General features: G+C 54.1%; 15 protein-coding genes and 1 pseudogene. 6 read left to right on the forward strand and 10 right to left on the reverse strand.

The window, feature by feature from the left end:
• Positions 1-135: 135 nt before the first annotated feature.
• On the forward strand, positions 136-2,526 hold the full coding sequence (locus tag F4V72_RS09550; RefSeq protein ID WP_070803638.1) for a glucose/quinate/shikimate family membrane-bound PQQ-dependent dehydrogenase: 2,391 nt from the start codon (positions 136-138) through the stop codon (positions 2,524-2,526).
• A 172-nt stretch (positions 2,527-2,698) separates the two neighbouring features.
• Here the strand turns inward: F4V72_RS09550 and cueO are convergent, their stop codons facing one another.
• Complete coding sequence (gene cueO, locus F4V72_RS09555) at positions 2,699-4,309, reverse strand: multicopper oxidase CueO (RefSeq protein ID WP_070803639.1); 1,611 nt, start codon at positions 4,307-4,309, stop codon at positions 2,699-2,701.
• A 201-nt stretch (positions 4,310-4,510) separates the two neighbouring features.
• Between cueO and F4V72_RS09560 the strand changes: the two genes are divergently transcribed.
• The 3 genes from F4V72_RS09560 (at position 4,511) to speD (ending at position 6,765) form a co-directional block, all read left to right on the forward strand.
• Positions 4,511-4,858: a YacC family pilotin-like protein gene (locus F4V72_RS09560; RefSeq protein WP_000846613.1), complete on the forward strand. Its 348-nt coding sequence runs from the start codon at positions 4,511-4,513 to the stop codon at positions 4,856-4,858.
• Between the two features lie 231 nt (positions 4,859-5,089).
• Positions 5,090-5,950: a polyamine aminopropyltransferase gene (speE, locus tag F4V72_RS09565; RefSeq protein WP_000829968.1), complete on the forward strand. Its 861-nt coding sequence runs from the start codon at positions 5,090-5,092 to the stop codon at positions 5,948-5,950.
• A gap of 20 nt (positions 5,951-5,970) precedes the next feature.
• Positions 5,971-6,765 (forward strand): adenosylmethionine decarboxylase, encoded by a 795-nt coding sequence (gene speD / locus F4V72_RS09570; protein ID WP_023245747.1) that lies wholly within the window; start codon positions 5,971-5,973, stop codon positions 6,763-6,765.
• 55 nt (positions 6,766-6,820) lie between these two features.
• Here the strand turns inward: speD and lacA are convergent, their stop codons facing one another.
• From lacA to acnB, 6 genes and pseudogenes are all read right to left on the reverse strand, one after another.
• Positions 6,821-7,426 (reverse strand): galactoside O-acetyltransferase, encoded by a 606-nt coding sequence (gene lacA / locus F4V72_RS09575; RefSeq protein WP_000979670.1) that lies wholly within the window; start codon positions 7,424-7,426, stop codon positions 6,821-6,823.
• A gap of 17 nt (positions 7,427-7,443) precedes the next feature.
• Positions 7,444-8,699 (reverse strand): annotated as a pseudogene (locus tag F4V72_RS09580) (MFS transporter).
• 53 nt (positions 8,700-8,752) lie between these two features.
• Positions 8,753-11,830, reverse strand: a complete 3,078-nt coding sequence (locus tag F4V72_RS09585) for a beta-galactosidase (protein WP_136058490.1) — start codon at positions 11,828-11,830, stop codon at positions 8,753-8,755.
• Positions 11,831-11,985: 155 nt separating this feature from the next.
• Entirely contained in the window at positions 11,986-13,083 is a 1,098-nt protein-coding gene (locus F4V72_RS09590) for a LacI family DNA-binding transcriptional regulator (protein ID WP_269768047.1), read from the reverse strand.
• A gap of 74 nt (positions 13,084-13,157) precedes the next feature.
• On the reverse strand, positions 13,158-13,520 hold the full coding sequence (gene yacL, locus F4V72_RS09595) for a protein YacL (RefSeq protein WP_023245742.1): 363 nt from the start codon (positions 13,518-13,520) through the stop codon (positions 13,158-13,160).
• Between the two features lie 187 nt (positions 13,521-13,707).
• A complete protein-coding gene (gene acnB / locus F4V72_RS09600; protein WP_053508793.1) occupies positions 13,708-16,305 on the reverse strand; it encodes a bifunctional aconitate hydratase 2/2-methylisocitrate dehydratase in 2,598 nt (865 codons plus the stop codon).
• Positions 16,306-16,696: 391 nt separating this feature from the next.
• Between acnB and F4V72_RS09605 the strand changes: the two genes are divergently transcribed.
• Together F4V72_RS09605 and F4V72_RS09610 are read left to right on the forward strand one after the other, a co-directional pair.
• On the forward strand, positions 16,697-18,241 hold the full coding sequence (locus F4V72_RS09605; RefSeq protein WP_136058491.1) for a DUF3300 domain-containing protein: 1,545 nt from the start codon (positions 16,697-16,699) through the stop codon (positions 18,239-18,241).
• 12 nt (positions 18,242-18,253) lie between these two features.
• Positions 18,254-19,045, forward strand: coding sequence for a DUF2950 family protein (locus F4V72_RS09610; RefSeq protein ID WP_111764589.1), 792 nt, complete (start codon positions 18,254-18,256; stop codon positions 19,043-19,045).
• Between the two features lie 37 nt (positions 19,046-19,082).
• On the opposite strand, the gene F4V72_RS09615 is transcribed toward F4V72_RS09610, so the two are convergent.
• From F4V72_RS09615 to aceF, 3 genes are all read right to left on the reverse strand, one after another.
• The gene (locus F4V72_RS09615) at positions 19,083-19,367 is read right to left on the reverse strand and encodes a hypothetical protein (protein WP_023245738.1); all 285 of its coding nucleotides are present in this window, start codon (positions 19,365-19,367) and stop codon (positions 19,083-19,085) included.
• A gap of 336 nt (positions 19,368-19,703) precedes the next feature.
• The gene (gene lpdA, locus F4V72_RS09620) at positions 19,704-21,128 is read right to left on the reverse strand and encodes a dihydrolipoyl dehydrogenase (RefSeq protein WP_023245737.1); all 1,425 of its coding nucleotides are present in this window, start codon (positions 21,126-21,128) and stop codon (positions 19,704-19,706) included.
• Positions 21,129-21,329: 201 nt separating this feature from the next.
• The gene (gene aceF, locus F4V72_RS09625) at positions 21,330-23,219 is read right to left on the reverse strand and encodes a pyruvate dehydrogenase complex dihydrolipoyllysine-residue acetyltransferase (RefSeq protein ID WP_080070463.1); all 1,890 of its coding nucleotides are present in this window, start codon (positions 23,217-23,219) and stop codon (positions 21,330-21,332) included.
• Positions 23,220-23,223 lie beyond the last annotated feature (4 nt).

A 23,223-nucleotide genomic window follows, 5' to 3' on the forward strand; every position in this document is an offset into this window, starting at 1 on the left:
AGGCACGCAGTATACCAGCAAACGTATTCATTCGCGGCATTTGATAAGAAAGCTCATTTTGTGAGGACGATCACACATGTTAATTCCTATACTTAATTGCTACTAAAAAATTAACAATTGGGATGGTGTCTTTTTATGGCAGAAAATAACGCACGATCGCCACGATTACTCGTGACGCTGACGGCCCTCTTTGCAGCGCTTTGTGGGCTGTATCTTCTTATCGGAGGTGTCTGGCTGGTTACTATTGGCGGTTCCTGGTACTACCCCATCGCGGGCCTCGTGATGCTGGTCGTAGCCGGGTTGCTATGGCGCAGTAAACGCGTCGCGCTGTGGCTGTATGCCGCCCTGCTGCTGGCGACAATGATTTGGGGCGTGTGGGAAGTCGGGTTCGACTTCTGGGCGCTCACGCCGCGTAGCGATATCCTGGTGTTTTTCGGCATCTGGCTAATATTGCCGTTTGTCTGGCATCGGTTGGTGGTTCCTTCCAGCGGCGCAGTGGCGGCGCTGGTCGTGGCGCTGCTGATTAGCGGCGGCATTCTGACCTGGGCTGGCTTCAACGACCCGCAGGAGATCAACGGTACGCTTCGCGCCGACGCCACACCCGCTGCAACAAGCTCGCCGATCGCCGACGAAGACTGGCCGGCCTATGGACGTAATCAGGAAGGCCAACGCTATTCGCCGCTGAAACAGATCACTGCGGATAACGTTCACCACCTGAAAGAAGCGTGGGTCTTCCGCACCGGAGATCTGAAACAACCAAACGATCCGGGCGAAATCACCAACGAAGTGACCCCGATTAAAGTCGGCGATACGCTCTACCTGTGTACAGCTCACCAGCGACTGTTCGCGCTGGATGCCTCCAGCGGTAAAGAGAAGTGGCACTTTGATCCCCAGTTGAAGACCAATGAGTCCTTCCAGCATGTCACCTGCCGCGGCGTCTCTTATCATGAGGCCAAAGCGGATACCGCCTCGCCGGAGGTCATCGCCGACTGTCCGCGCCGCATTATCCTCCCGGTCAATGACGGTCGCCTTTTCGCGGTGAATGCCGAAACCGGCAAGCTGTGTGAAACCTTCGCCAACAAAGGCGTCCTGAATCTGCAAACCAATATGCCGGACACCACGCCGGGACTGTATGAACCGACGTCGCCGCCGATTATCACCGATAAAACGATTGTCATTGCCGGTTCGGTCACGGATAACTTCTCTACCCGAGAAACGTCCGGCGTTATCCGTGGTTTTGATGTGAATACCGGTAAACTACTGTGGGCCTTCGATCCGGGGGCGAAAGATCCGAACGCGATTCCAGCCGATGAGCACTCTTTTACCTTTAACTCGCCGAACTCGTGGGCGCCTGCCGCCTATGATGCGAAACTGGATCTGGTCTATCTGCCGATGGGCGTGACCACGCCGGATATCTGGGGCGGTAACCGCACGCCGGAGCAGGAACGTTATGCCAGCTCCATCCTGGCGCTGAATGCCACCACCGGGAAACTGGCCTGGAGTTATCAGACCGTCCATCACGATCTGTGGGATATGGACCTGCCGGCACAGCCGACGCTGGCAGATATTACCGTTGACGGTACTACCGTTCCGGTTATCTATGCGCCAGCGAAAACCGGTAATATCTTTGTGCTCGACAGACGTAATGGCGAGCTGGTCGTGCCCGCTCCGGAAAAACCGGTCCCGCAGGGCGCGGCAAAAGGCGATTACGTCGCCAAAACTCAGCCGTTCTCTGATTTAACCTTCCGCCCGAAAAAAGATCTCTCCGGCGCGGATATGTGGGGCGCGACCATGTTCGACCAACTGGTGTGCCGCGTTATGTTCCACCAGTTGCGCTATGAAGGTATCTTCACCCCGCCGTCCGAGCAGGGGACATTGGTATTCCCTGGCAACCTGGGGATGTTTGAATGGGGCGGTATTTCCGTCGATCCAGACCGTCAGGTCGCTATCGCTAACCCGATGGCGCTGCCGTTTGTATCGAAGCTGATCCCACGCGGCCCTGGCAATCCAATGGAACCGCCGAAAGACGCGAAAGGTACCGGTACAGAAGCAGGTATTCAGCCACAGTACGGCGTACCGTTCGGCGTCACGCTGAATCCGTTCCTTTCGCCGTTTGGCCTGCCGTGTAAACAACCGGCCTGGGGCTATATTTCCGCGTTGGATCTGAAAACCAATGAAATCGTGTGGAAGAAACGTATAGGGACGCCGCGCGACAGTATGCCGTTCCCGATGCCGGTTCCGGTGCCGTTCAACATGGGGATGCCAATGCTGGGCGGGCCAATCTCAACCGCCGGTAACGTGCTGTTTATCGCCGCGACCGCCGACAACTACCTGCGCGCTTATAACATGAGCAACGGGGAAAAGCTGTGGCAGGGGCGTTTACCCGCCGGGGGCCAGGCAACGCCGATGACCTACGAGGTAAACGGTAAGCAGTACGTGGTCGTTTCTGCCGGAGGCCACGGTTCGTTTGGCACAAAGATGGGCGACTATATCGTCGCATATGCTTTGCCTGACGACGCGAAATAACCATTAATGCCCGGCGCGTGCCGGGCGTTTTGTCAGGTGGCAGCTTCGCTTGCCCGGCCTACGTTAACGTGTATTTGTAGGCCGGATAAGCGCCATCCGGTAAATCAGGTCTGCGCTATCGGACATGCCGGGTGGCGGCTTCGCCTTACCCGGCCTACATCGGATACATCAGTTATACCGTAAATCCTAACATCATCCCCGTATCTTCATGTTCTAACAGATGACAGTGCGCCATATAGGCATGTTCCTTCGGCGCGTCGTGATCGAACTTGACCAGCACTTCGCTGATACCGCCCTCAACGCGTACCGTATCCTTCCAGCCCGTTCTGTGCGCCGCTGGTGCTTTACCATTCTCTGACAAAATACGGAACTGTGTGCCGTGAATATGGAAAGGATGCAGCATCATATCGCCCACGCCGGAAATCACCCAACGTTCATGGCGGCCTTTCTGCGCCGCAAACATCGGTTTGTTCATATCGAATACCTGGCCGTTGATAAAGTTAGCGTTATGGAAGTCGAATTTGCCGCCGTGATTCATATTGCCCATCGCGCCATGATTCATCCCGCTGTGATCCATGTTGCCATGATCCATCTCGCCATGCCCCATATTGCCGCCCTGCATATGCGCGTTCATGTTGTCATGATCCATGCCGCTCATCGCCTGAGCGCCATATTTCTTCATCAGCATTTGCATCCCCATCATATCAAGACGCGGGTCCATCGACAGTTTCAGGTTGCGCACCGTCAGCCCTTCCAGCGACGGCAACGCCGGCATCGTCGTCAACGTATCCGGCAATGTGCCGGAGGCGGTAATCCGCAGCGGCTGGATACGCATCACCGGATGCGGTTTATCAAACGGAGCGATCGCCATACCCATCTGGCTGACCGGTAGCGTCACCAGATCAAAGGCTTTCCCGTCGCTGATATCCACCAGCACTTCAAAACGCTCGCCCATTAATAACGGCAACTCAGTGACTTTCACTGGTTCCGCCAGCAGACCGCCGTCGCTGGCGATCACATAAAGCGGGCGATTATCGCTGGCGGCAATATTCAGCGAACGTGCATTACAGCCATTCAGCAAGCGCAGGCGTAACCAGCCTTTCGGCGCGGAATGCTGCGGATAGATAGCGCCATTGGTCAGCAGCGTATCGCCAAACCAGCCGACGGCGGCGGTCATCATATCCAGTTGATAATCAATCTGGCCATCGGCGGAGAAGCGTTTGTCCTGAATGATCACCGGCACATCGTCGATGCCCCACTGTTTCGGCAGGCGCAATTTGCGAATATCGTCATCTTCAATCAGCACCAGTCCGGCAAGGCCCATCGCCACCTGGCGCCCGGTTTTGCCGTGTTTGTGCGGATGAATCCAGCAGGTCGCAGCGCGTTGTTGTGGCGTAAACGTTACCGTGCGGGTTCCGCCTGCGGGAATAATCCCTTGCGGGCCGCCGTCGACGATGCCCGGAATTTCCAGACCATGCCAGTGAAGCGTCGTGTCTTCGGCCAGTTGGTTATGGATATCAACGGTCACGCTTTTTCCCTTGTGAAGCTGTACCGCTGGCCCCAGCAAATTACCGTTGTAGCCCCAGGTCGTCGCGTTCTTACCGGCGAATGTTGACTGGCCGGCTTTAACAATTAGCTGCATACGGTTGCTCGCATCTGCCGTTAACAGGTCAGGAATAGGTAACGCGGGACGTTCAGCGGCAAAAGCGGCGCGGCTCCACAGCGGCAGCGCTGATGCAACCCCCAGCGCCACTGAATATTTTAAGAAATCACGGCGTAACATAATCATTTCCTTATAATGAACAGGCGGGTGTCTAAGCTTAGACCCTGCCCTAACGGGAAGGTCAAGCCAGCAACACGTCTTTACCGTTCCTGACAGCAATACAACAAGAATGAAAACACCGCGGCCAATTCTAATAATAAAAGTCGTCGCTACGTCCGCAGTATGCTAACGTTGACTTTCCCTGATGCCGTGGTAGAAGCAATGAAGACGTTTTTCAGACCCGTGTTGTTTGGCAGCCTGATGGCTTTATGCGCAAATAGCTATGCGCTTACTGAATCCGAAGCTGAAGATATGGCCGATTTAACGGCGGTTTTCGTTTTTCTGAAAAATGACTGTGGTTACCAAAACTTACCTAACAGTCAGATTCGGCGTGCGCTGGTCTTTTTTGCCCAGCAAAATCAGTGGGACCTTAGTAACTACGATACCTTCGATATGAAATCGTTGGGCGAAGACAGCTACCGCGATCTTAGCGGCATCGGTATTCCGGTCGCTAAAAAATGCAAAGCTCTGGCCCGCGATTCCCTGAGCCTGTTAGCCTACGTTAAATAATCCTCGCGCTTTATACTCTACATAATCCAGATTACTGGAAGGCAGCGACGCAGTGAATCCCCAGGCGCTTACATCGGTAAGTGACTGGGGTGAGCGAGTCAAGCCAACGCACCTGAAATTTGAAGCATGGCGAGAATATATTGCTGAAATAATGACCGTGCATCCACGGTCATTGTTAGCTATGATGTTGCGCCCTTTTTTTACGGGTGTTAACAATGGAGGTATCAGCCAATGGCCGAAAATACGATGTGGCATGAAACGCTACACGACCAGTTTGGTCAGTACTTTGCCGTAGACAACGTTCTGTATCATGAAAAAACCGATCACCAGGATTTAATCATCTTTGAAAACGCCGCTTTTGGCCGCGTGATGGCACTGGACGGCGTGGTACAGACCACCGAACGCGACGAGTTTATTTATCATGAAATGATGACGCACGTCCCGCTGCTGGCGCACGGTCATGCGAAACATGTCCTGATTATCGGCGGCGGCGACGGCGCAATGCTACGTGAAGTCACCCGGCATAAAAACGTCGAAACCATCACCATGGTGGAGATAGACGCTGGCGTAGTCTCGTTTTGCCGCCAGTATTTACCCAACCACAATGCCGGCAGCTACGACGATCCGCGCTTTACGCTGGTGATCGACGACGGCGTGAATTTCGTCAATCAGACCCATCAGACCTTTGATGTGATCATTTCCGACTGTACCGATCCGATCGGCCCCGGCGAAAGCCTGTTTACCTCTGCCTTTTATGAAGGCTGTAAGCGTTGCCTGAATCCAGGCGGAATTTTTGTCGCCCAGAACGGCGTGTGCTTCCTGCAACAGGATGAAGCGCTCGACAGCCACCGCAAGCTGAGTCATTACTTCAGCGATGTCGGCTTCTACCAGGCGGCGATTCCGACCTATTACGGCGGCATCATGACCTTCGCCTGGGCGACAGACAACGACGCCCTTCGTCACCTGTCGAGCGAAATTATTCAGGCACGTTTTCATGCCGCCGGCCTCAAATGTCGCTATTACAACCCGGCGATTCATGCCGCTGCATTTGCGCTACCGCAATATCTACATGACGCACTGTCCGCACAGTGACGCTAAGGAGGTGATAAAAATTGAAAAAGCTGAAACTGCATGGCTTTAACAATCTGACGAAAAGCCTGAGTTTTTGTATTTACGATATCTGCTACGCCAAAACCGCAGAAGAGCGCGATGGCTATATCGCCTATATCGATGAACTCTATAACGCCAACCGACTGACCGAGATCCTGTCGGAGACCTGCTCCATTATCGGCGCGAACATCCTGAACATCGCCCGTCAGGATTATGAACCCCAGGGCGCCAGCGTCACGATTCTGGTGAGCGAAGAGCCGATCGACCCGAAGCTTATCGACCAAACCGAACATCCCGGCCCGCTACCGGAAACCGTGGTGGCGCACCTCGATAAGAGTCATATCTGTGTGCATACCTATCCGGAAAGCCATCCGGAAGGCGGGCTTTGCACCTTCCGCGCCGACATAGAAGTGTCAACCTGCGGCGTGATTTCACCGCTGAAAGCGCTCAATTATCTGATCCACCAACTAGAGTCCGATATTGTCACCATCGATTACCGCGTGCGCGGCTTTACGCGCGACGTCAACGGTATGAAGCACTTTATCGATCATGAGATCAATTCCATTCAGAATTTTATGTCGGAAGATATGAAATCGCTGTATGACATGGTGGATGTGAACGTGTATCAGGAAAATATTTTCCATACCAAGATGCTGCTTAAGGAGTTCGATCTTAAGCACTACATGTTTCACACCAAACCGGAAGATCTTACTGAAACCGAACGCCAGGAGATCACCGCCGCGCTGTGGAAAGAGATGCGCGAGATTTACTACGGCCGCAATATTCCAGCCGTGTAAATTGATACCGGAGCAAGGAAGCTCCGGTTTTTGCTGCAAAAGCCCAAAAATAGAGTCAGGGTCCGATTTTTAAATCACGATAATAATATTCCTTATCCCGCTGCGTAATTTTACGTAGTACACGACAGGGAACCCCAGCGGCGACCACATCTGGCGGAATATCTTTTGTTACGACGCTACCGGCACCAATTACCGAATTATCACCAATCGTTACGCCGGGATTAATCACGACCTGGCTGCCAATCCATACATTATTGCCAATCGTCACGGGAAAAGAGAACATTTCGCCCTGCATGCGCAGAGAAAAATGGACTGGATGCCCGGTGACGGAAATCGTGACGTTAGGCGCAACCATCACATTATTTCCTATCGTAACCGTATAGTCATCGACAATAGTTAAATTAAAATTGGCGTAAAAGTTGTCACCAATATAAATATTCTTGCCATAAGAAAAAGAGATCGGCGGCTCTATCCACGCATTTCTCCCAATTTTACCAAACATCTGAGCAATTAATTCTCTACGTTTGTTCTCTTCTGAAGGACGCGTATGATTATAATCATACATAAGCTCTTTACCACGTAGTCGCTCTTCGGGAAGTCCTTCTGTTAAGTCAGTAAACAACATGCCCTTTTTTATTTTTTCTCTCATTGATAACATCATTCCCACCTCCGCGCGAATCAGCTTGCGCTCTTCTGTTGTGAGACTCGCATCACTGCCAGCGGCCCTGCTCCGCTTAACGTTGCGGCTGAAATAAGCGTAAAGACCAGTGCAATCAGCCCCAGCACCAGATAAGCGCCCTGGAAACCAATTTTTTCATACATATTCCCGGCCAGTACGGACATAAAAATCATTGCCAGTTGTTTAAAAAAGCAGAAGCAGACCAGGTAGATAGTGGCGGAGAAACGCACCTCAAACTGGCTGGTGATATATTTGAAACATCCCACAATCAGGAAAGGGATCTCGAACATATGCAAGGTCTTAAGAATAACCACTTCCCCCGCCGTAGTCGCAAAAGAGGAACCGATAATGCGCACAGACATAATTATTCCCGCCATCAATAGAGCATTTTTACCGCCAATGCGATTTACGATAAACGGGGCAAAAAACATAATACAGGCATTAAGCAACTCCCCCATTGTCGTGACATAGCCGAATACGCGTGTTCCCTGTTCTCCTGACGCAAAGAACGAGGTAAAGAAGTTGGCAAATTGCTGGTCAAAAACATCATAGGTACAAGAGACGCCCACCACATATAGCGACAGGAACCATAGTTTAGGCTGTTTAAACAGTTCCAGCGCCAGCTTCAGGCTAAACGGCGATGAATTGGCCCCTACCGCATCCGCGACTACGGCTGATGAGCCAGAATCGGTACGAGAGAAAAAGAGCAACAGCGCGAGGATCACCGCACACCCTGACCCCAGCCAGAAAACAAACTCATTATTAATGGTAAACATCACGCCAACAATGGAGGCGCAAAGCGCCCAGCCCACACAGCCGAACATACGCGCACGGCCAAATTCAAAATGACTTCGTCGACTCGCTTTTTCGATATAGGCTTCAATCGCCGGGGCGCCAGCATTGTAGATAAATCCGAGATAAATCCCACCGACAATGGAGCCCAGTAGAATATTAAAATGTAACAGCGGCCCAAAAACATAAATAAAGAACGGGGCAAACATCACCAGCATGCCAGTAATAATCCACAGTAAATTTTTACGCAAACCGAGTTTATCGGACATCAGCCCGAAAACAGGCTGGAAAAGCAGCGAAAAGAGAGAGATACAGGCAAAAATAATTCCGGTATCCCCTTTACTGATATGATTAATATCATGTAACCAGATCGGAAAAAAGGGAAAATAAGCGCCCATAATGAAAAAATAGAAAAAAAGAAAAAGCCGAACATCCAGAAATTTGTATTCTTCAGGTAATACATATGGATTTCCTTGCATTAAAAATGGGCAGGATCAATCTGCCCAATGAGGTATTTTATTTCCATGCGATCTGGTAGTGGTAATGCCGGGCGCTCAGTTGAAATTCCGGCGATACCGACGGGCTCCATGAATCATCCCCGCCCACTCCCATATGATAACCATCGATATTGAGCCAGACGCCTGATTCTGCCTGCAATAAATGGCGGTGGCTGGTTTCCATCAGTTGCCGCTGGCTGTAACGGCTAATATTGAACTGAAAATCGCCGCTCCACTGGTGCGCGCCATAACGCAACTGGCGAGTACCGCAACGCAGGCCATTTTCAGTCGGAAAGACATACGGCGTATACATCGCGTCCAGCGGGAGGTTCCAGCGATCAAAACAAGCGCTGCTCAGGCGATCCGGATAATTCTCATGCGGCCCCAGCCCCAGCCACTCCACCCTTTCATTCACCTGCGCAAGTTGACAGCTCAAGCCAATCCGCGCCGGGTACGGCATTCCACTGGCAACCTCCACCCCGATGTCGATCTGCATTTCGCCATGATCATCAATCCGGTAGGTTTTGCGGCTGATAAACAGCGTTGCCCCCTGATATTGCCAGGCATGCGCGGTGGTTATCAGCACCGCATCCGCCAGCTCGTCTGCATCACACAGCAACAGCGCTGGCTCCGCGCAGTAATGTCCTGCCGCCTTCCAACGCTCCACCCAGGCATTGGGGTCAATGCGTGTCGCTTCACTGACGCCAATATCGTTATCAAGCGGCGCACGGGTGAATTGATCGATAAGCGGGGTCAGCAATTGCGCTTCATCATCCCGCCAGAACTGTGTAAGCCAGCCCTGCTGACGGCAGAACTGCCAACGCAAATTACCTTGCGTGACGCAGAATTCGCCGTCACGCACCGTCAGGGCGGGCGCAACGCTGGCGCGAGTGGGTTTCGATACGCAGAGCTTTTCTTCCAACGGCCACTGTTGCCAGGCGCTGATATGCCCGGCCTCCGACCAGCTTGTCGCCAGCGGTTGCTCAACGCGTACCGTCAGCCAAAGCTGCCCTGCGGTTTCCGGCTGCGGGAATGCAGGTAGCAGGATAATTTGTCGCCCCTGCGGGGCGATATCCAGCACAACTTCACCACTGGCCAACTGATTGCCCTCCTGCGCCAGCATCCAGCGCAGGATCTCGTTATCACTGTGGCGGAACAGATATTCGCTCTGTACTTCAATGCGGCGTTCTTCGCCCGGCAGCAAACGAAACTGGAAAAATTGCTGCACGTGTTTCGCTTCATACAGCGCCGGATGCGGAGTGCGATCGGCAAAGACCAGCCCGTTCATGCAGAACTGACGATCGTTGGGCGTATCGCCAAAATCCCCGCCGTAGGCAGACCACGGTTTGCCGTCCGCGTCATATTTAATCAACGACTGATCTACCCAGTCCCAGACAAAGCCCCCCTGCAGGCGCGGATACTGACGAAACGCCTGCCAGTATTTGGCAAAGCCGCCAAAGCTGTTGCCCATCGCATGCGCATATTCGCAGAGAATGAGCGGACGCTGCTCGCCGGGCAGCGAGAGCCACTTCTTGATTGACCATTTTGGCACAGCCGGGAAGGGCTGATCCTGATCAACGCGCGCATACATCGGGCAGATAATATCCGTCGCGGCGCTGTCCGCGCCGCCGCCCTCATACTGCACCGGGCGAGAAGGATCTTCCGCTTTCAGCCAGCGATAAAGCGCGTCATGGTTAGCCCCATACCCGGATTCATTGCCCAACGACCAGATGATAATGCTCGGATGGTTGCGATCGCGCTGCACCATGCGCGTCACACGCTGACTCATGGCGGGTAGCCAGTCCGGGTCATCGCTCAGGCGATTCATCGGCGTCATACCGTGGGTTTCAATGTTAGCTTCATCCACCACGTACAGACCATAGCGGTCACATAGGGCGTACCACTGCGGATGATTGGGGTAATGCGAGCAGCGAACGGCATTAAAGTTATTCTGCTTCATCAGCAAAATATCCTGCACCATAGTATCGTAATCCATCACCTGGCCGCGCTCAGGGTGATGCTCATGCCGATTGGTCCCACGGATCAGTAGCGGTTTACCATTTAGCAGTAACAGCCCCTTATCGATGCGGACCTGGCGGAAGCCAACGTCACACGCTTCCGCTTCAATCAGCTCGCCATCGGCGGTACGCAATTGGATCACCGCCCGATACAGATTAGGCGTTTCCGCGCTCCACAGCGCCGGACGATTGATATTGAGGCGTAGCGTGGCGCGGTCATCGTAGCCGCCGCGCTCGTCAATAATTTCACTTCCCGGCGTGGCGTGGGCCTCTCCCGCCAGCGTTTCTCCCTGCCAGAGATGAAGCACGAGCTGCAAATCGTCGTTCACGCCGCCAGCCAGTCGAACTTCCGCCTCAAGCACCGCCTGGGTAAAGTCGTCATTCAGATGAGTATGGAGGTGGAAATCCGTAATCTGCGTCGTCGGCTTATGCAGCAGGGAAACATCGCGGAAAATGCCGCTCATCCGCCACATATCCTGGTCTTCAAGATAGCTACCGTCGCTCCAGCGCAGCACCAGTACCGCCAGGCGATTTTCACCCACCTGTAAATATTCACTCAGGTCAAATTCAGACGGCAGCCGGCTGTCCTGACCATAGCCGACCCAGCGACCGTTACACCACAGATGAAACGCAGAGTTTACGCCGTCAAAAATGATGCGCGTTTGGCCTTCAGTCAGCCAGTCATCATCCATGCAAAATGTGAGCGAATAACATCCAGTGGGGTTTTCTGCCGGAACACAGGGAGGATTAACCGGGAAGGGATAGGTAATGTTGGAATAGATCGGCGAGTCATAACCGTACATCTGCCAGTTCGACGGCACGTTAATGGTGCCAGCCTCCGTAAGATCTTCAAGACGCCAGTTCTCCGGCACTGCTTGCGGCGAGGAGAACCAGGCAAATTTCCAGACGCCGTTCAGACTGCGTATCTGCGCCGCATATTGGTTACGCTGCGCATCGTCTGCCTTGCGCCAGCTACAAAACGGCGGATGCGTGGCCAGCCTGTTAAGCTGTGTCACCGCAGGGTTTTCCCAATCCCGGCGGGCTAACACGGCGGCCAGTGAATCACGTTCTGGTGTCATTATCATATCCTTCCGCAAAATTGTTACTCGCTCACATTTCTTTTGAAGGTATACTGCGAAATAACAATTTAGGTAAAGGATGAGGTTAACGTTTGGTGAGCTGGCTCAAACTAATTCGTTATTAGCACGATAAGCCAGCAAATACAGAGCACACTTTACGACAAGCGTGAAACCTGCCGCGCCAACTGCATTAACGCTTCCGCCAACGCTTGAGGCGAGGCGCGATCGGTTTGCGGCGCGCATACGGTTTTGCGTTCAATCAACGTGACGGGCAACAGTTGACTCTGCGAAACCGAGCCGCCTGCGGCAATCTGTAAAATACGATCGACACTCCCCCGCCCCAGTTGAGCGAAATCTTGTCTGATTGTCGTCAATGGCGGAATATAGCAGGAACTGTCTTCCGTATCGTCATAGCCAATAAGGGAGATATCTGTCGCCACGCGCAGGCCGGATTCGGTAATGGCGCGCATGACTCCTAACGCCATCTGGTCATTAGCGACCAACATCGCCGTTGGGATAACCCCGCTGTTCAGCATCTGTTGCGTTTGCTGGAAACCGGACATCGCGCTCCAGTCGCCCTCAAGTACAGCAACGGGGGTAATCTGGCGATGTTGAAGGTGCTTACGCCAGTCCGCAAGCCGCAGGCGTGCGGAGACGGATGACGCCGGACCAGCCAGCAACGCGATGCGCTGATGCCCATGCGCCACCAGATGCTCAACGCCCAGCTTCGCCCCCTCATCGTGGGAAAAAACAATACTGTTGACTGGGGTCTGTTCAGAAACGTCCAGAAAAAGTACCGGTACGTTACCCGCTGCGGAGACCACCTCCAGCGCCGCGTCTTCTTCCAGAGGAAAGTTAATAATAATCCCGGTAACACGCCGCGCCAGTAGATTGTGAACTGCGATTTTACACGCTTCTACGCCATTGCGCTCCACCATCGCAATCACCACGCTGGCTCCCGACTGGTCGGCGCGAGATTTAATGGCGGCGACAATCTGCGACGGCGCGTGCAGCGCCAGATTAGTGGTCGCCACGCCGATGAGCGGAACGTGTTTCCCCGCCAACTGCTGCGCCGCATGGTTGGGGATGTAATTGAGTTCCGCCATCGCGGCTTCCACTTTCGCGCGTGTTTTCGCCGAAACGTGGCTAGCCTGATTCACCACACGAGAAACCGTCTGATAGGAAACACCGGCATGATTTGCAACGTCGTAGAGCGTGACTGGCTTCACATTCAATACCCTGAATTCATTTATCCTGGCGCTATCATGCCACACCCTTCAGGGCTTTTCCTCCACGAGGAAAAGCCCCCACCTGTCGTGGTCAACGCTTATTTCTGCTGCATAAAATTGCGATACGCGGCGACGACCCGCAGAAAATCCTCCACGCCGCACAGGGATAAACTCTCTTCATCGTAATAACTCATCCCCTCTTCCATCTCATCGCCGGAAAAATCCAACTGATTGGCGCGAATCATCACCTCTTCGCCGTCCATCCAGATCGTGTATTCATGCCCTGCTCGTTGCCAGGAACGTTCGCTACCTTTGACCGTACGCGCGGCTTGCTCTACTTCATCCAGTAGGGCCAGGTTCTCTTTTACCTCTTCATTAAACCAGTGGCCGACCACTTCGTGCCCCATTGACATACGTACCAAAACCCGTCCGGTCACATCGCGCAGAAATTCGTAATCCATAATGTGTTCCTCTGCAAAGCCCTTACAGTCATTATCGCAGCACCGGAGAAGAAAAAAAGCGGGAGCAGCAGGCGGAATGAAAATAAAAACCCACCGCAGTTGCGATGGGTTTTGTAGGCCCGGTAAGCGTAGCCGCCACCGGGTAATAAGAGGCGTAGGCCTGGTAAGCCTGACGCCATCGGGCAAATTACACCGCGGTCTGGAAAATCACGCCGTCGGCTTTCTCGGTATACTGGGAAAGCTGGTCGAAGTTCAGATAACGGTAGGTATCCACAGCGGTTTTATCTACCTGCGCCACGAAGGTCTGGTACTCTTCCGGCGTCGGTAGCTTACCAATCAGCGCCGCCACCGCCGCCAGCTCCGCAGAGGCCAGGAAGACGTTCGCGCCCGTCCCTAAACGGTTCGGGAAGTTACGGGTTGAGGTAGAGACCACCGTCGCCCCGTCCGCCACGCGCGCCTGGTTGCCCATGCACAGCGAACATCCCGGAATTTCGATACGCGCACCGCTCTTACCGAAGACGCTGTAGTAGCCCTCTTCCGTGAGCTGCGCGGCGTCCATACGGGTTGGCGGCGCTACCCACAGGCGGGTCGGCAACTGGCCTTTATGGTTATCCAGCAGCTTACCAGCCGCACGGAAGTGGCCGATATTGGTCATGCAGGAACCAATGAAGACTTCGTCGATCTTCTCACCCTGCACGTCAGACAGCAGACGCGCGTCGTCCGGATCGTTCGGCGCGCACAGGATTGGTTCTTTGATATCCGCCAGATCGATGTCGATCACCGCCGCATATTCCGCATCGGCATCGGCTTCCAGCAGTTGCGGGTCCGCCAGCCATTTTTCCATCCCCTGAATACGACGTTCCAACGTACGACGATCGCCGTAGCCTTCCGCGATCATCCATTTCAGCAGGACGATGTTGGAGGTCAGGTATTCGATGATAGGCTCTTTGTTCAGCTTGATAGTACAACCCGCAGCGGAACGCTCGGCAGAAGCATCGGTCAGCTCAAACGCCTGCTCGACTTTCAGATCCGGCAGACCTTCAATTTCCAGAATGCGGCCGGAGAAGATGTTTTTCTTGCCTTTCTTCTCAACGGTCAGCAGTCCCTGTTTGATGGCGTACAGCGGAATGGCGTGGACCAGATCGCGCAGGGTAATACCCGGCTGCATTTTGCCTTTAAAGCGTACCAGTACCGATTCCGGCATATCCAGCGGCATAACGCCAGTCGCCGCGGCAAACGCCACCAGGCCTGAGCCCGCCGGGAAGGAGATGCCGATCGGGAAGCGGGTATGGGAGTCGCCGCCGGTACCTACGGTATCCGGCAGCAGCATACGGTTCAGCCAGGAGTGGATCACGCCGTCGCCCGGACGCAGCGACACGCCGCCGCGGTTCATAATGAAATCCGGCAAGGTATGGTGCGTGGTGACGTCAACCGGCTTAGGATAGGCTGCGGTGTGACAGAACGACTGCATGACCAGATCGGCGGAGAATCCCAGACAGGCCAGGTCTTTCAGCTCATCGCGGGTCATCGGGCCGGTAGTATCCTGAGAACCGACAGAGGTCATTTTCGGCTCGCAGTACGCGCCCGGACGAACCCCGGCGACGCCGCAGGCGCGACCGACCATTTTCTGCGCCAACGAGAAGCCGCGGCTGCTTTCCGCCACGTCTTTCGCCTGACGGAATACCTCGCTGTGCGGTAGCCCCAGCGCTTCACGCGCTTTGGTGGTCAGGCCGCGACCAATGATCAACGGGATACGGCCACCGGCACGTACCTCATCAATCAGCACGTCGGTTTTCAGTTCGAAATTCGCCAGTAGCTCGCCGGTTTCGTGGTTACGCACTTCGCCTTTATACGGGTAAACGTCAATCACATCGCCCATGTTCAGTCTGGAGACATCCACTTCAACAGGCAGCGCGCCGGCATCTTCCATGGTATTAAAGAAGATTGGCGCGATTTTGCCGCCGAGGCAAAGACCGCCGCCGCGTTTGTTCGGCACAAACGGAATATCGTCGCCCATAAACCACAGCACGGAGTTAGTGGCAGATTTACGAGAAGAACCGGTACCCACCACATCGCCAACATAAGCCAGCGGGAAGCCTTTTTTCGCTAATGCTTCAATCTGTTTGATGGGACCAACAACGCCTGGCTGATCCGGCTCAATGCCTTCGCGGGCGTTTTTCAACATCGCCTGAGCATGTAACGGGATATCCGGGCGCGACCACGCATCCGGCGCCGGAGAGAGATCATCGGTGTTAGTTTCACCGGTCACTTTGAAGACGGTAACGGTGATTTTTTCCGCCAGCGGCGGACGGCTCAGGAACCATTCGGCGTCGGCCCAGGATTGCATCACCTGCTTCGCATAGTCGTTGCCCGCTTTGGCTTTTTCTTCAACATCGTAGAAGTTATCGAACATCAGCAGGGTGTGAGACAGCGCTTTCGCCGCGCCTGGCGCCAGTTTAGCGTCGTCCAGCGCATCAATCAGCGGGTGAATGTTGTAACCACCCTGCATGGTGCCGAGCAGTTCGATAGCTTTCTCAGGGGCGATTAACGGAGACGTAGTTTCGCCTTTCGCGACGGCGGCAAGGAAGCCGGCTTTAACATAGGCGGCTTCATCGACGCCAGGGGGAACACGGTGGGTTAACAGGTCTAACAGGAACTCTTCTTCGCCCGCGGGCGGGTTTTTCAGCAGCTCGACAAGCGCGGCCATTTGGGTTGCATCTAAAGGTTTGGGCACAATCCCCTCGGCGGCACGTTCAGCTACGTGCTTACGGTATTCTTCTAGCACGACGGTTCTCCTCGCTCTCATTGTCATAGTGCGGCATACGCTTTGTGTATGGGCGATTCTCTTCACGCTCCTGTGAGACAGCAGTTAGTAGGGTAAATGCCCGGGTACCGCAACGGGCAGAATAGCAGGATTTTAGTAGGGTGTTAATCTGTTTACAAAAAAGCAACATAAAAAAGTGGCTGAATCGTTAAGGATGGTCTAACGCTCTGCTGAGGCGGGAGCTGCTACCGTAAATGCTTACCTCATTTCGTGCTTTGATCATCACGTAACGTTACCGATCCCAACATTAGTTAAAAATTAAACTATCGTCCCTTTATACTCACGCAAAACTGCACCCCGTCGGCAGCAGGCATAATGACCATAGCGATTCCCTGGAATCGGGAGAGACAAAATGACGTTGCCCTTTAAACCCCATCTCATCGCCCTTGTGTGCAGTGCCGGGTTATTTGCCGCTTCGGGCGTACTGTATGTTAAAAGCCGCGCCCCCGAAGCGCCCGCGCAGGCGACGGCTCCCGCCCCTGAACAAACGCAGGCATCCGTCCCCGCGCCTGTCGCGGAAACGACCTTTACCACTGCGCAAATCGATCAATGGGTCGCGCCTGTCGCGCTTTATCCCGATTCCCTGCTTTCGCAGGTGCTCATGGCCGCCACCTACCCGGCAAACGTGGTTCAGGCCGTCCAGTGGTCGCGAGATAACCCCACGCTGCAGGGCGACGCCGCTATTCAGGCGGTGGCCAGCCAACCGTGGGACCCCAGCGTCAAATCACTGGTCGCCTTTCCCCAGTTGATGGCGCTTATGGGCGAGAATCCGCAATGGGTGCAAAACCTGGGCGATGCGTTCTTAGCCCAACCGCAGGATGTGATGGATGCGGTACAAAGGCTGCGTCTGCTGGCTCAACAAACCGGTTCGCTAAAATCGACGCCGCAGCAAATCGTCACCAGCGTGCCGAAGTCCAGCGCCTCTTCCGCCGTCACGACGACAACCACCACATCCGCCAGTACGCCAGCGGCATCTTCGACCGTCATCAAAATTAAACCCGCGAATCCGCAGGTGGTGTACGTGCCGAACTATAATCCCGCGACGGTGTATGGCGCCTGGCCCAATACCGCTTATCCGCCGGTGTATTTACCGCCCCCTCCGGGACAGCAGTTTGCCGATAGTTTTGTTAAAGGTTTTGGTTATAGTCTGGGCGTCGCCACCACCTATGCCTTGTTCAGCAGCATAGACTGGGATGATGACGATCATCACCACCATGACGACGACCATCATGGTGGTAACGGTTATCAACACAATGGCGATAATATCAATATCAATGTTAATAATTTCAACCGGATATCCGGGCAAAACCTGCCGGGCCAAACGATGGGCTGGCAGCATAATTCCACCTGGCGCAATGGCGTCCCCTATCCGAATAATACCGTTGCACAACGATTCCATCCCACCAACGTTAGCGGCGGGCTAAGCGCGACGCAGCAAGCGCCGGTGTCTCGCGATAGCCAGCGCCAGACGGCCATGGCGCAATTCCAACAGCGCAGCCATACGGCGAACGCTTCTTTGCCAGCGGCAAACGCCCGCGATGCCCAGCGTAAGGCGGCCTCTCAACAGTTAAATCAAATAGCCCGGCGTAATAATTATCGCGGTTATGACAATCAGCATGACAGCGCGCAGCGGCAGCCAGCGCAGCAGCATCCCTTATCGCTACAACAGCGTAACGCGGCGCATCAACGGATCGCATCCTCTACGCCGCAACAGCGTCAGGCGTTTCACCAGAATATGCACGCCAATGTGTTTAGCGGGAACGACAGTCGCTCGCCGTCATGGCAATCACAACAGTTACGCGGCCAGGAAAGCCGCCTGGGTGGTCATTTAAACACCGAGCAACGCGCCGCCGCGCGGGAACATTTTTCTGAACACCACGAATTTCATCGCCGTTAACCGGAGCAGATAATGAAAAAGGTTATGTTAAGCGCTCTGTTACTGTCACTCCCCTGGCTGGGCTACGCGCAGGAACGGTTCTCCTCCCCGGAAGCAGCCGCCAGCGCCTTCGCCGCAGCGGTAGCCGGAAAAAGCGAAACGCAGCTTACCGCGCTACTGGGCGATGACTGGCGGCAATTTCTGCCGCCAGAAGGCGCCGATCCAGAGGCCGTGGCCCGCTTCAATCGTGACTGGCGCGAAGGTCACCGCATTGTACAAAAAGATAATACGGCGCACCTGAATGTCGGACGAGAAGACTGGCAGCTCCCGGTACCGATGGTAAAAGAGGCTGGCGGCTGGCGCTTTGATATGGCGGCTGCCCAGGAGGAGATCCTCACACGTACCCTTGGGCGAAATGAACTTTCTACCTTACAGGCCATGCATGCTTACGTTGATGCGCAACAGGACTATTACCTGCAAAACCATCGCTGGGCACACAAGATAATCAGTAGCGAAGGCCAAAAAGATGGCCTGTACTGGCCAACCAAAGCAGGCGAAGCCCCCAGTCCGTTAGGCCCAAACTTTAGCCCCGCAGCTCCAGACGAGGGTTATCACGGCTACCATTTCCGCATTATCAGCGATAACGACGGTCACGGTACGGCGCTTCTGGCCTGGCCAATGCATTACGGCGAAACCGGGGTGATGAGTTTTATGGTCAACCAGGACGATCATATTTATCAGGCGGATTTAGGCAAGGACACTGAGAGTAAAGTTAAGGCTATCACGCGTTTTGCGCCAGACGCGCAGTGGCAGGCCGCCGAATAACCCGTAAGCGCCTGGCGTTATCGCCAGGCCATGATCATTACCCCTGATGCGGCATTAATTCCGGGTGGCCTTGTACCGGCGGCTTGTTGCTGGTCAGAGCGGCTTCATCAGCCTGGATGCTGCCGGAATTAGTCGCCCATACGCCTTCACGCGTGTGGGTGATCTGTTGATGCTGCGCATTCAAATCCTCGCCCATTGCCGCAATATGCGTACTTTCCGTACCACCGCTGTTAGTCGCCCAGGGAATAACGGGATCGCTGGCGAATGCCATGCCGGAAATCAACGTCGCGGTTAGCGCTGCTGTCGTCAGAAAAAGTTTCATATGTTAAATCCTAATAATTTTCTCGCTATTATTTTAGCAAGTTATCAATTTCGGAGGTAATGACAAAGTAAGGAGAGATATTTCTTATGAAACAATTAGTTGGTTGAGAGTAGACGACAAACACCCTGCTGACGGTATGAGGTATGAAAAGCGCACTTCTGCGGAAAAGATAAATTTTGTGGTTTCGTTATCCTTCGCCATCATTTGACACATCTGATTTGCCACGCGTAAAAAAAGCGGCTACAAAGCCGCTTTTCTGGTCGGACGGTGCCTTGCCGGATGACGACTGACGTCTTATCCGGCCTACAACCACCCGGTATTGCCACCCTCAGAAGATTATTTCTTCTTCGCTTTCGGGTTCGGCAGGTCAGTAATGCTACCTTCGAAGATTTCCGCCGCCAGGCCCACAGACTCATGCAGAGTCGGGTGCGCATGAATGGTCAGCGCGATGTCTTCCGCATCACAGCCCATTTCGATCGCCAGTCCGATTTCACCCAGCAGCTCGCCACCATTGGTGCCGACAATCGCCCCGCCGATCACGCGGTGAGATTCTTTGTCGAAAATCAGTTTGGTCATACCGTCTGCGCAATCGGATGCGATAGCACGGCCAGAAGCTGCCCACGGGAAGGTGGCAGTTTCGTAGCTGATGCCTTTCTCTTTCGCTTCTTTCTCGGTCAGTCCAACCCATGCCACTTCTGGCTCCGTGTAGGCGATGGACGGGATAACTTTCGGATCGAAGTAGTGTTTTTTACCGGCGATAACTTCAGCGGCAACGTGACCTTCGTGAACGCCTTTATGCGCCAGCATCGGCTGACCGACGATATCGCCGATAGCGAAGATGTGCGGCACGTTAGTGCGCAACTGTTTGTCAACGCGGATAAAGCCACGGTCGTCAACTTCCACGCCAGCTTTGCCCGCATCGAGGTTTTTACCGTTCGGCACACGACCAATCGCCACCAGAACTGCATCATAACGCTGCGCTTCAGCGGGGGCTTTTTTGCCTTCCATCGAAACGTAAATACCGTCTTCTTTCGCTTCAACGGCGGTCACTTTGGTTTCCAGCATCAGGTTAAATTTCTTGCCGATGCGCTTGGTGAAGACTTTAACGATGTCTTTATCAGCCGCCGGGATAACCTGGTCGAACATTTCAACCACGTCAATCTCTGAACCCAGCGAGTGGTATACGGTACCCATTTCCAGACCAATGATACCGCCGCCCATCACCAGCATACGCTTCGGCACTTCTTTCAGTTCCAGAGCGTCGGTAGAATCCCATACGCGCGGGTCTTCATGCGGAATAAACGGTAATTGGATCGGACGAGAACCCGCCGCGATGATCGCGTTGTCGAAGTTGATCACGGTCTTGCCGTTTTCACCTTCCACTTCCAGGGTGTTAGCCCCGGTGAATTTACCCAGACCGTTGACCACTTTTACTTTACGGCCTTTCGCCATACCAGCCAGACCACCGGTCAGCTGGGTGATCACTTTCTCTTTCCAGGTACGAATTTTGTCAATATCAGTTTTCGGCTCGCCGAAGACGATACCGTGCTCAGCCAACGCTTTCGCTTCTTCGATAACTTTTGCCACGTGCAGCAGAGCTTTAGAAGGGATACAGCCGACGTTCAGACAAACACCGCCAAGGGTGTTGTAGCGTTCTACGATTACGGTTTCCAGACCTAAATCAGCGCAACGGAAAGCGGCAGAATAGCCTGCCGGGCCCGCCCCAAGTACCACGACCTGAGTTTTGATTTCAGTACTCATCATGACCTCTTTATTTGTATCCGGCGGTCCGGGGTACTTGATCGCCCATCATCCACCGGGTCGTTCTATCCGCCCGTATCTTACAAAATTGTTAACAATTTTGAAACAACAAACGGATCACGAATTATCGCTTTCGCTAATAACCTCACAAACCACATGAGATTATCAGAAAAAAGCCGGCCGTCGGGCCGGCTTTTTTGCTTACATCACCAAACGGCGAATGTCAGACAACATATTGTTGATAATGGTAATGAAACGCGCACCATCAGCACCGTCGATCACACGGTGGTCGAAGGAAAGAGAGATAGGCATCATCAGACGCGGCACAAACTCTTTCCCATTCCACACTGGTTCCATCGCCGACTTAGAAACGCCGAGGATAGCCACTTCCGGCGCGTTGACAATCGGCGCGAAGTGGGTAGTTCCCAGGCCGCCGATACTGGAGATAGTGAAGCAACCACCCTGCATTTCGCCAGCGGTCAGCTTACCGTCACGCGCTTTTTTGGAGATAGTGGTCAATTCGCGAGACAATTCGGTCACACTCTTCTTATTCACGTCTTTAAAGACCGGAACCACCAGACCATTCGGGGTATCAACCGCCACGCCGATGTTGATGTATTTCTTCAGCGTCAGGCGCTGGCCGTCTTCAGACAACGAACTGTTAAAGCGCGGCATCTGCTCCAGCGCAGCGGCAACCGCTTTCATGATGAAGACCACTGGCGTGTATTTCACATCCAGTTTGCGCTTCTCAGCCTCGGCGTTCTGCTGTTTACGGAACGCTTCCAGATCGGTGATATCGGTTTTGTCGAAGTGCGTAACGTGTGGGATCATCACCCAGTTACGGCTCAGGTTCGCGCCAGAGATTTTCTGGATACGACCCAATTCGACTTCTTCGATTTCGCCAAACTTGCTGAAGTCCACTTTCGGCCACGGCAGCATACCCGGGATACCGCCGCCCGCAGCGGCTGCCGATGCAGACTCGGCGCGTTTGATAGCCTCTTTCACGTAAGCCTGAACGTCTTCGCGCAGGATACGGCCTTTACGGCCAGTCCCTTTCACTTTCGCCAGGTTAACACCAAACTCGCGCGCCAAACGGCGAATCAGCGGGGTAGCGTGAACGTAAGCGTCGTTTTCAGCGAACTCAGATTTACTTTCCGCTTTGGCTGCAGGGGCAGCAGGCTTCTCAGCTTTCGCCGCCGGAGCCGACGCAGCCGCTTCTTGCTTAGCCGGTGCCGCCGCAGGCGCTGCGCCTTCTACTTCGAAGACCATAATCAGCGAGCCGGTTTTTACTTTATCGCCGGTGCTGATTTTGATTTCTTTCACGGTGCCCGCGAACGGCGCGGGAACTTCCATGGAGGCTTTGTCGCCTTCCACGGTGATCAGCGACTGTTCAGCGGCAATTTTATCGCCCACTTTCACCATCACTTCGGTGACTTCAACTTCGTCGCCGCCGATGTCAGGTACGTTAACTTCTTTCGAGCCAGAGGCTGACGGAGCCGCTGCTGCTGGCGCCGCTTCGGCTTTCGCCGGGGCAGCCGCGCCCGCTTCGCCAGCGACTTCGAAGATCATAATCAGGGAGCCGGTAGACACTTTGTCGCCGGTGCTGATTTTGATCTCTTTCACGGTGCCCGCGAACGGTGCCGGCACTTCCATAGAGGCTTTGTCGCCTTCTACAGTGATCAGAGACTGCTCAGCCGCAACGGTGTCGCCGACTTTAACCATCACTTCGGTAACTTCAACTTCGTCGCCGCCGATGTCCGGTACGTGTACTTCTTTCGCCGCTGCCGCAGCAGGTGCTGCTGCCGGAGCCGCTTCTTTCTTCTCTTCTGCCGGAGCAGGCGCAGCGTCAGATGCACCGTCGGCGGAATCGAAAATCATAATCAGCTTGCCGGTCTCGGTTTTATCGCCGACAGAGACTTTGATCTCTTTCACGACGCCAGCCTGCGGAGACGGGACTTCCATAGAGGCTTTGTCGCCTTCTACGGTGATCAGCGACTGTTCAGCTTCCACTTTGTCGCCAACGTTGACCAGAATCTCGGTGATTTCAACTTCATCTGTCCCGATGTCCGGTACTTTGATTTCGATAGCCATTATT

Source organism: Salmonella enterica subsp. diarizonae (genome assembly GCF_008692785.1).
GTDB classification, from domain to species: domain Bacteria; phylum Pseudomonadota; class Gammaproteobacteria; order Enterobacterales; family Enterobacteriaceae; genus Salmonella; species Salmonella diarizonae.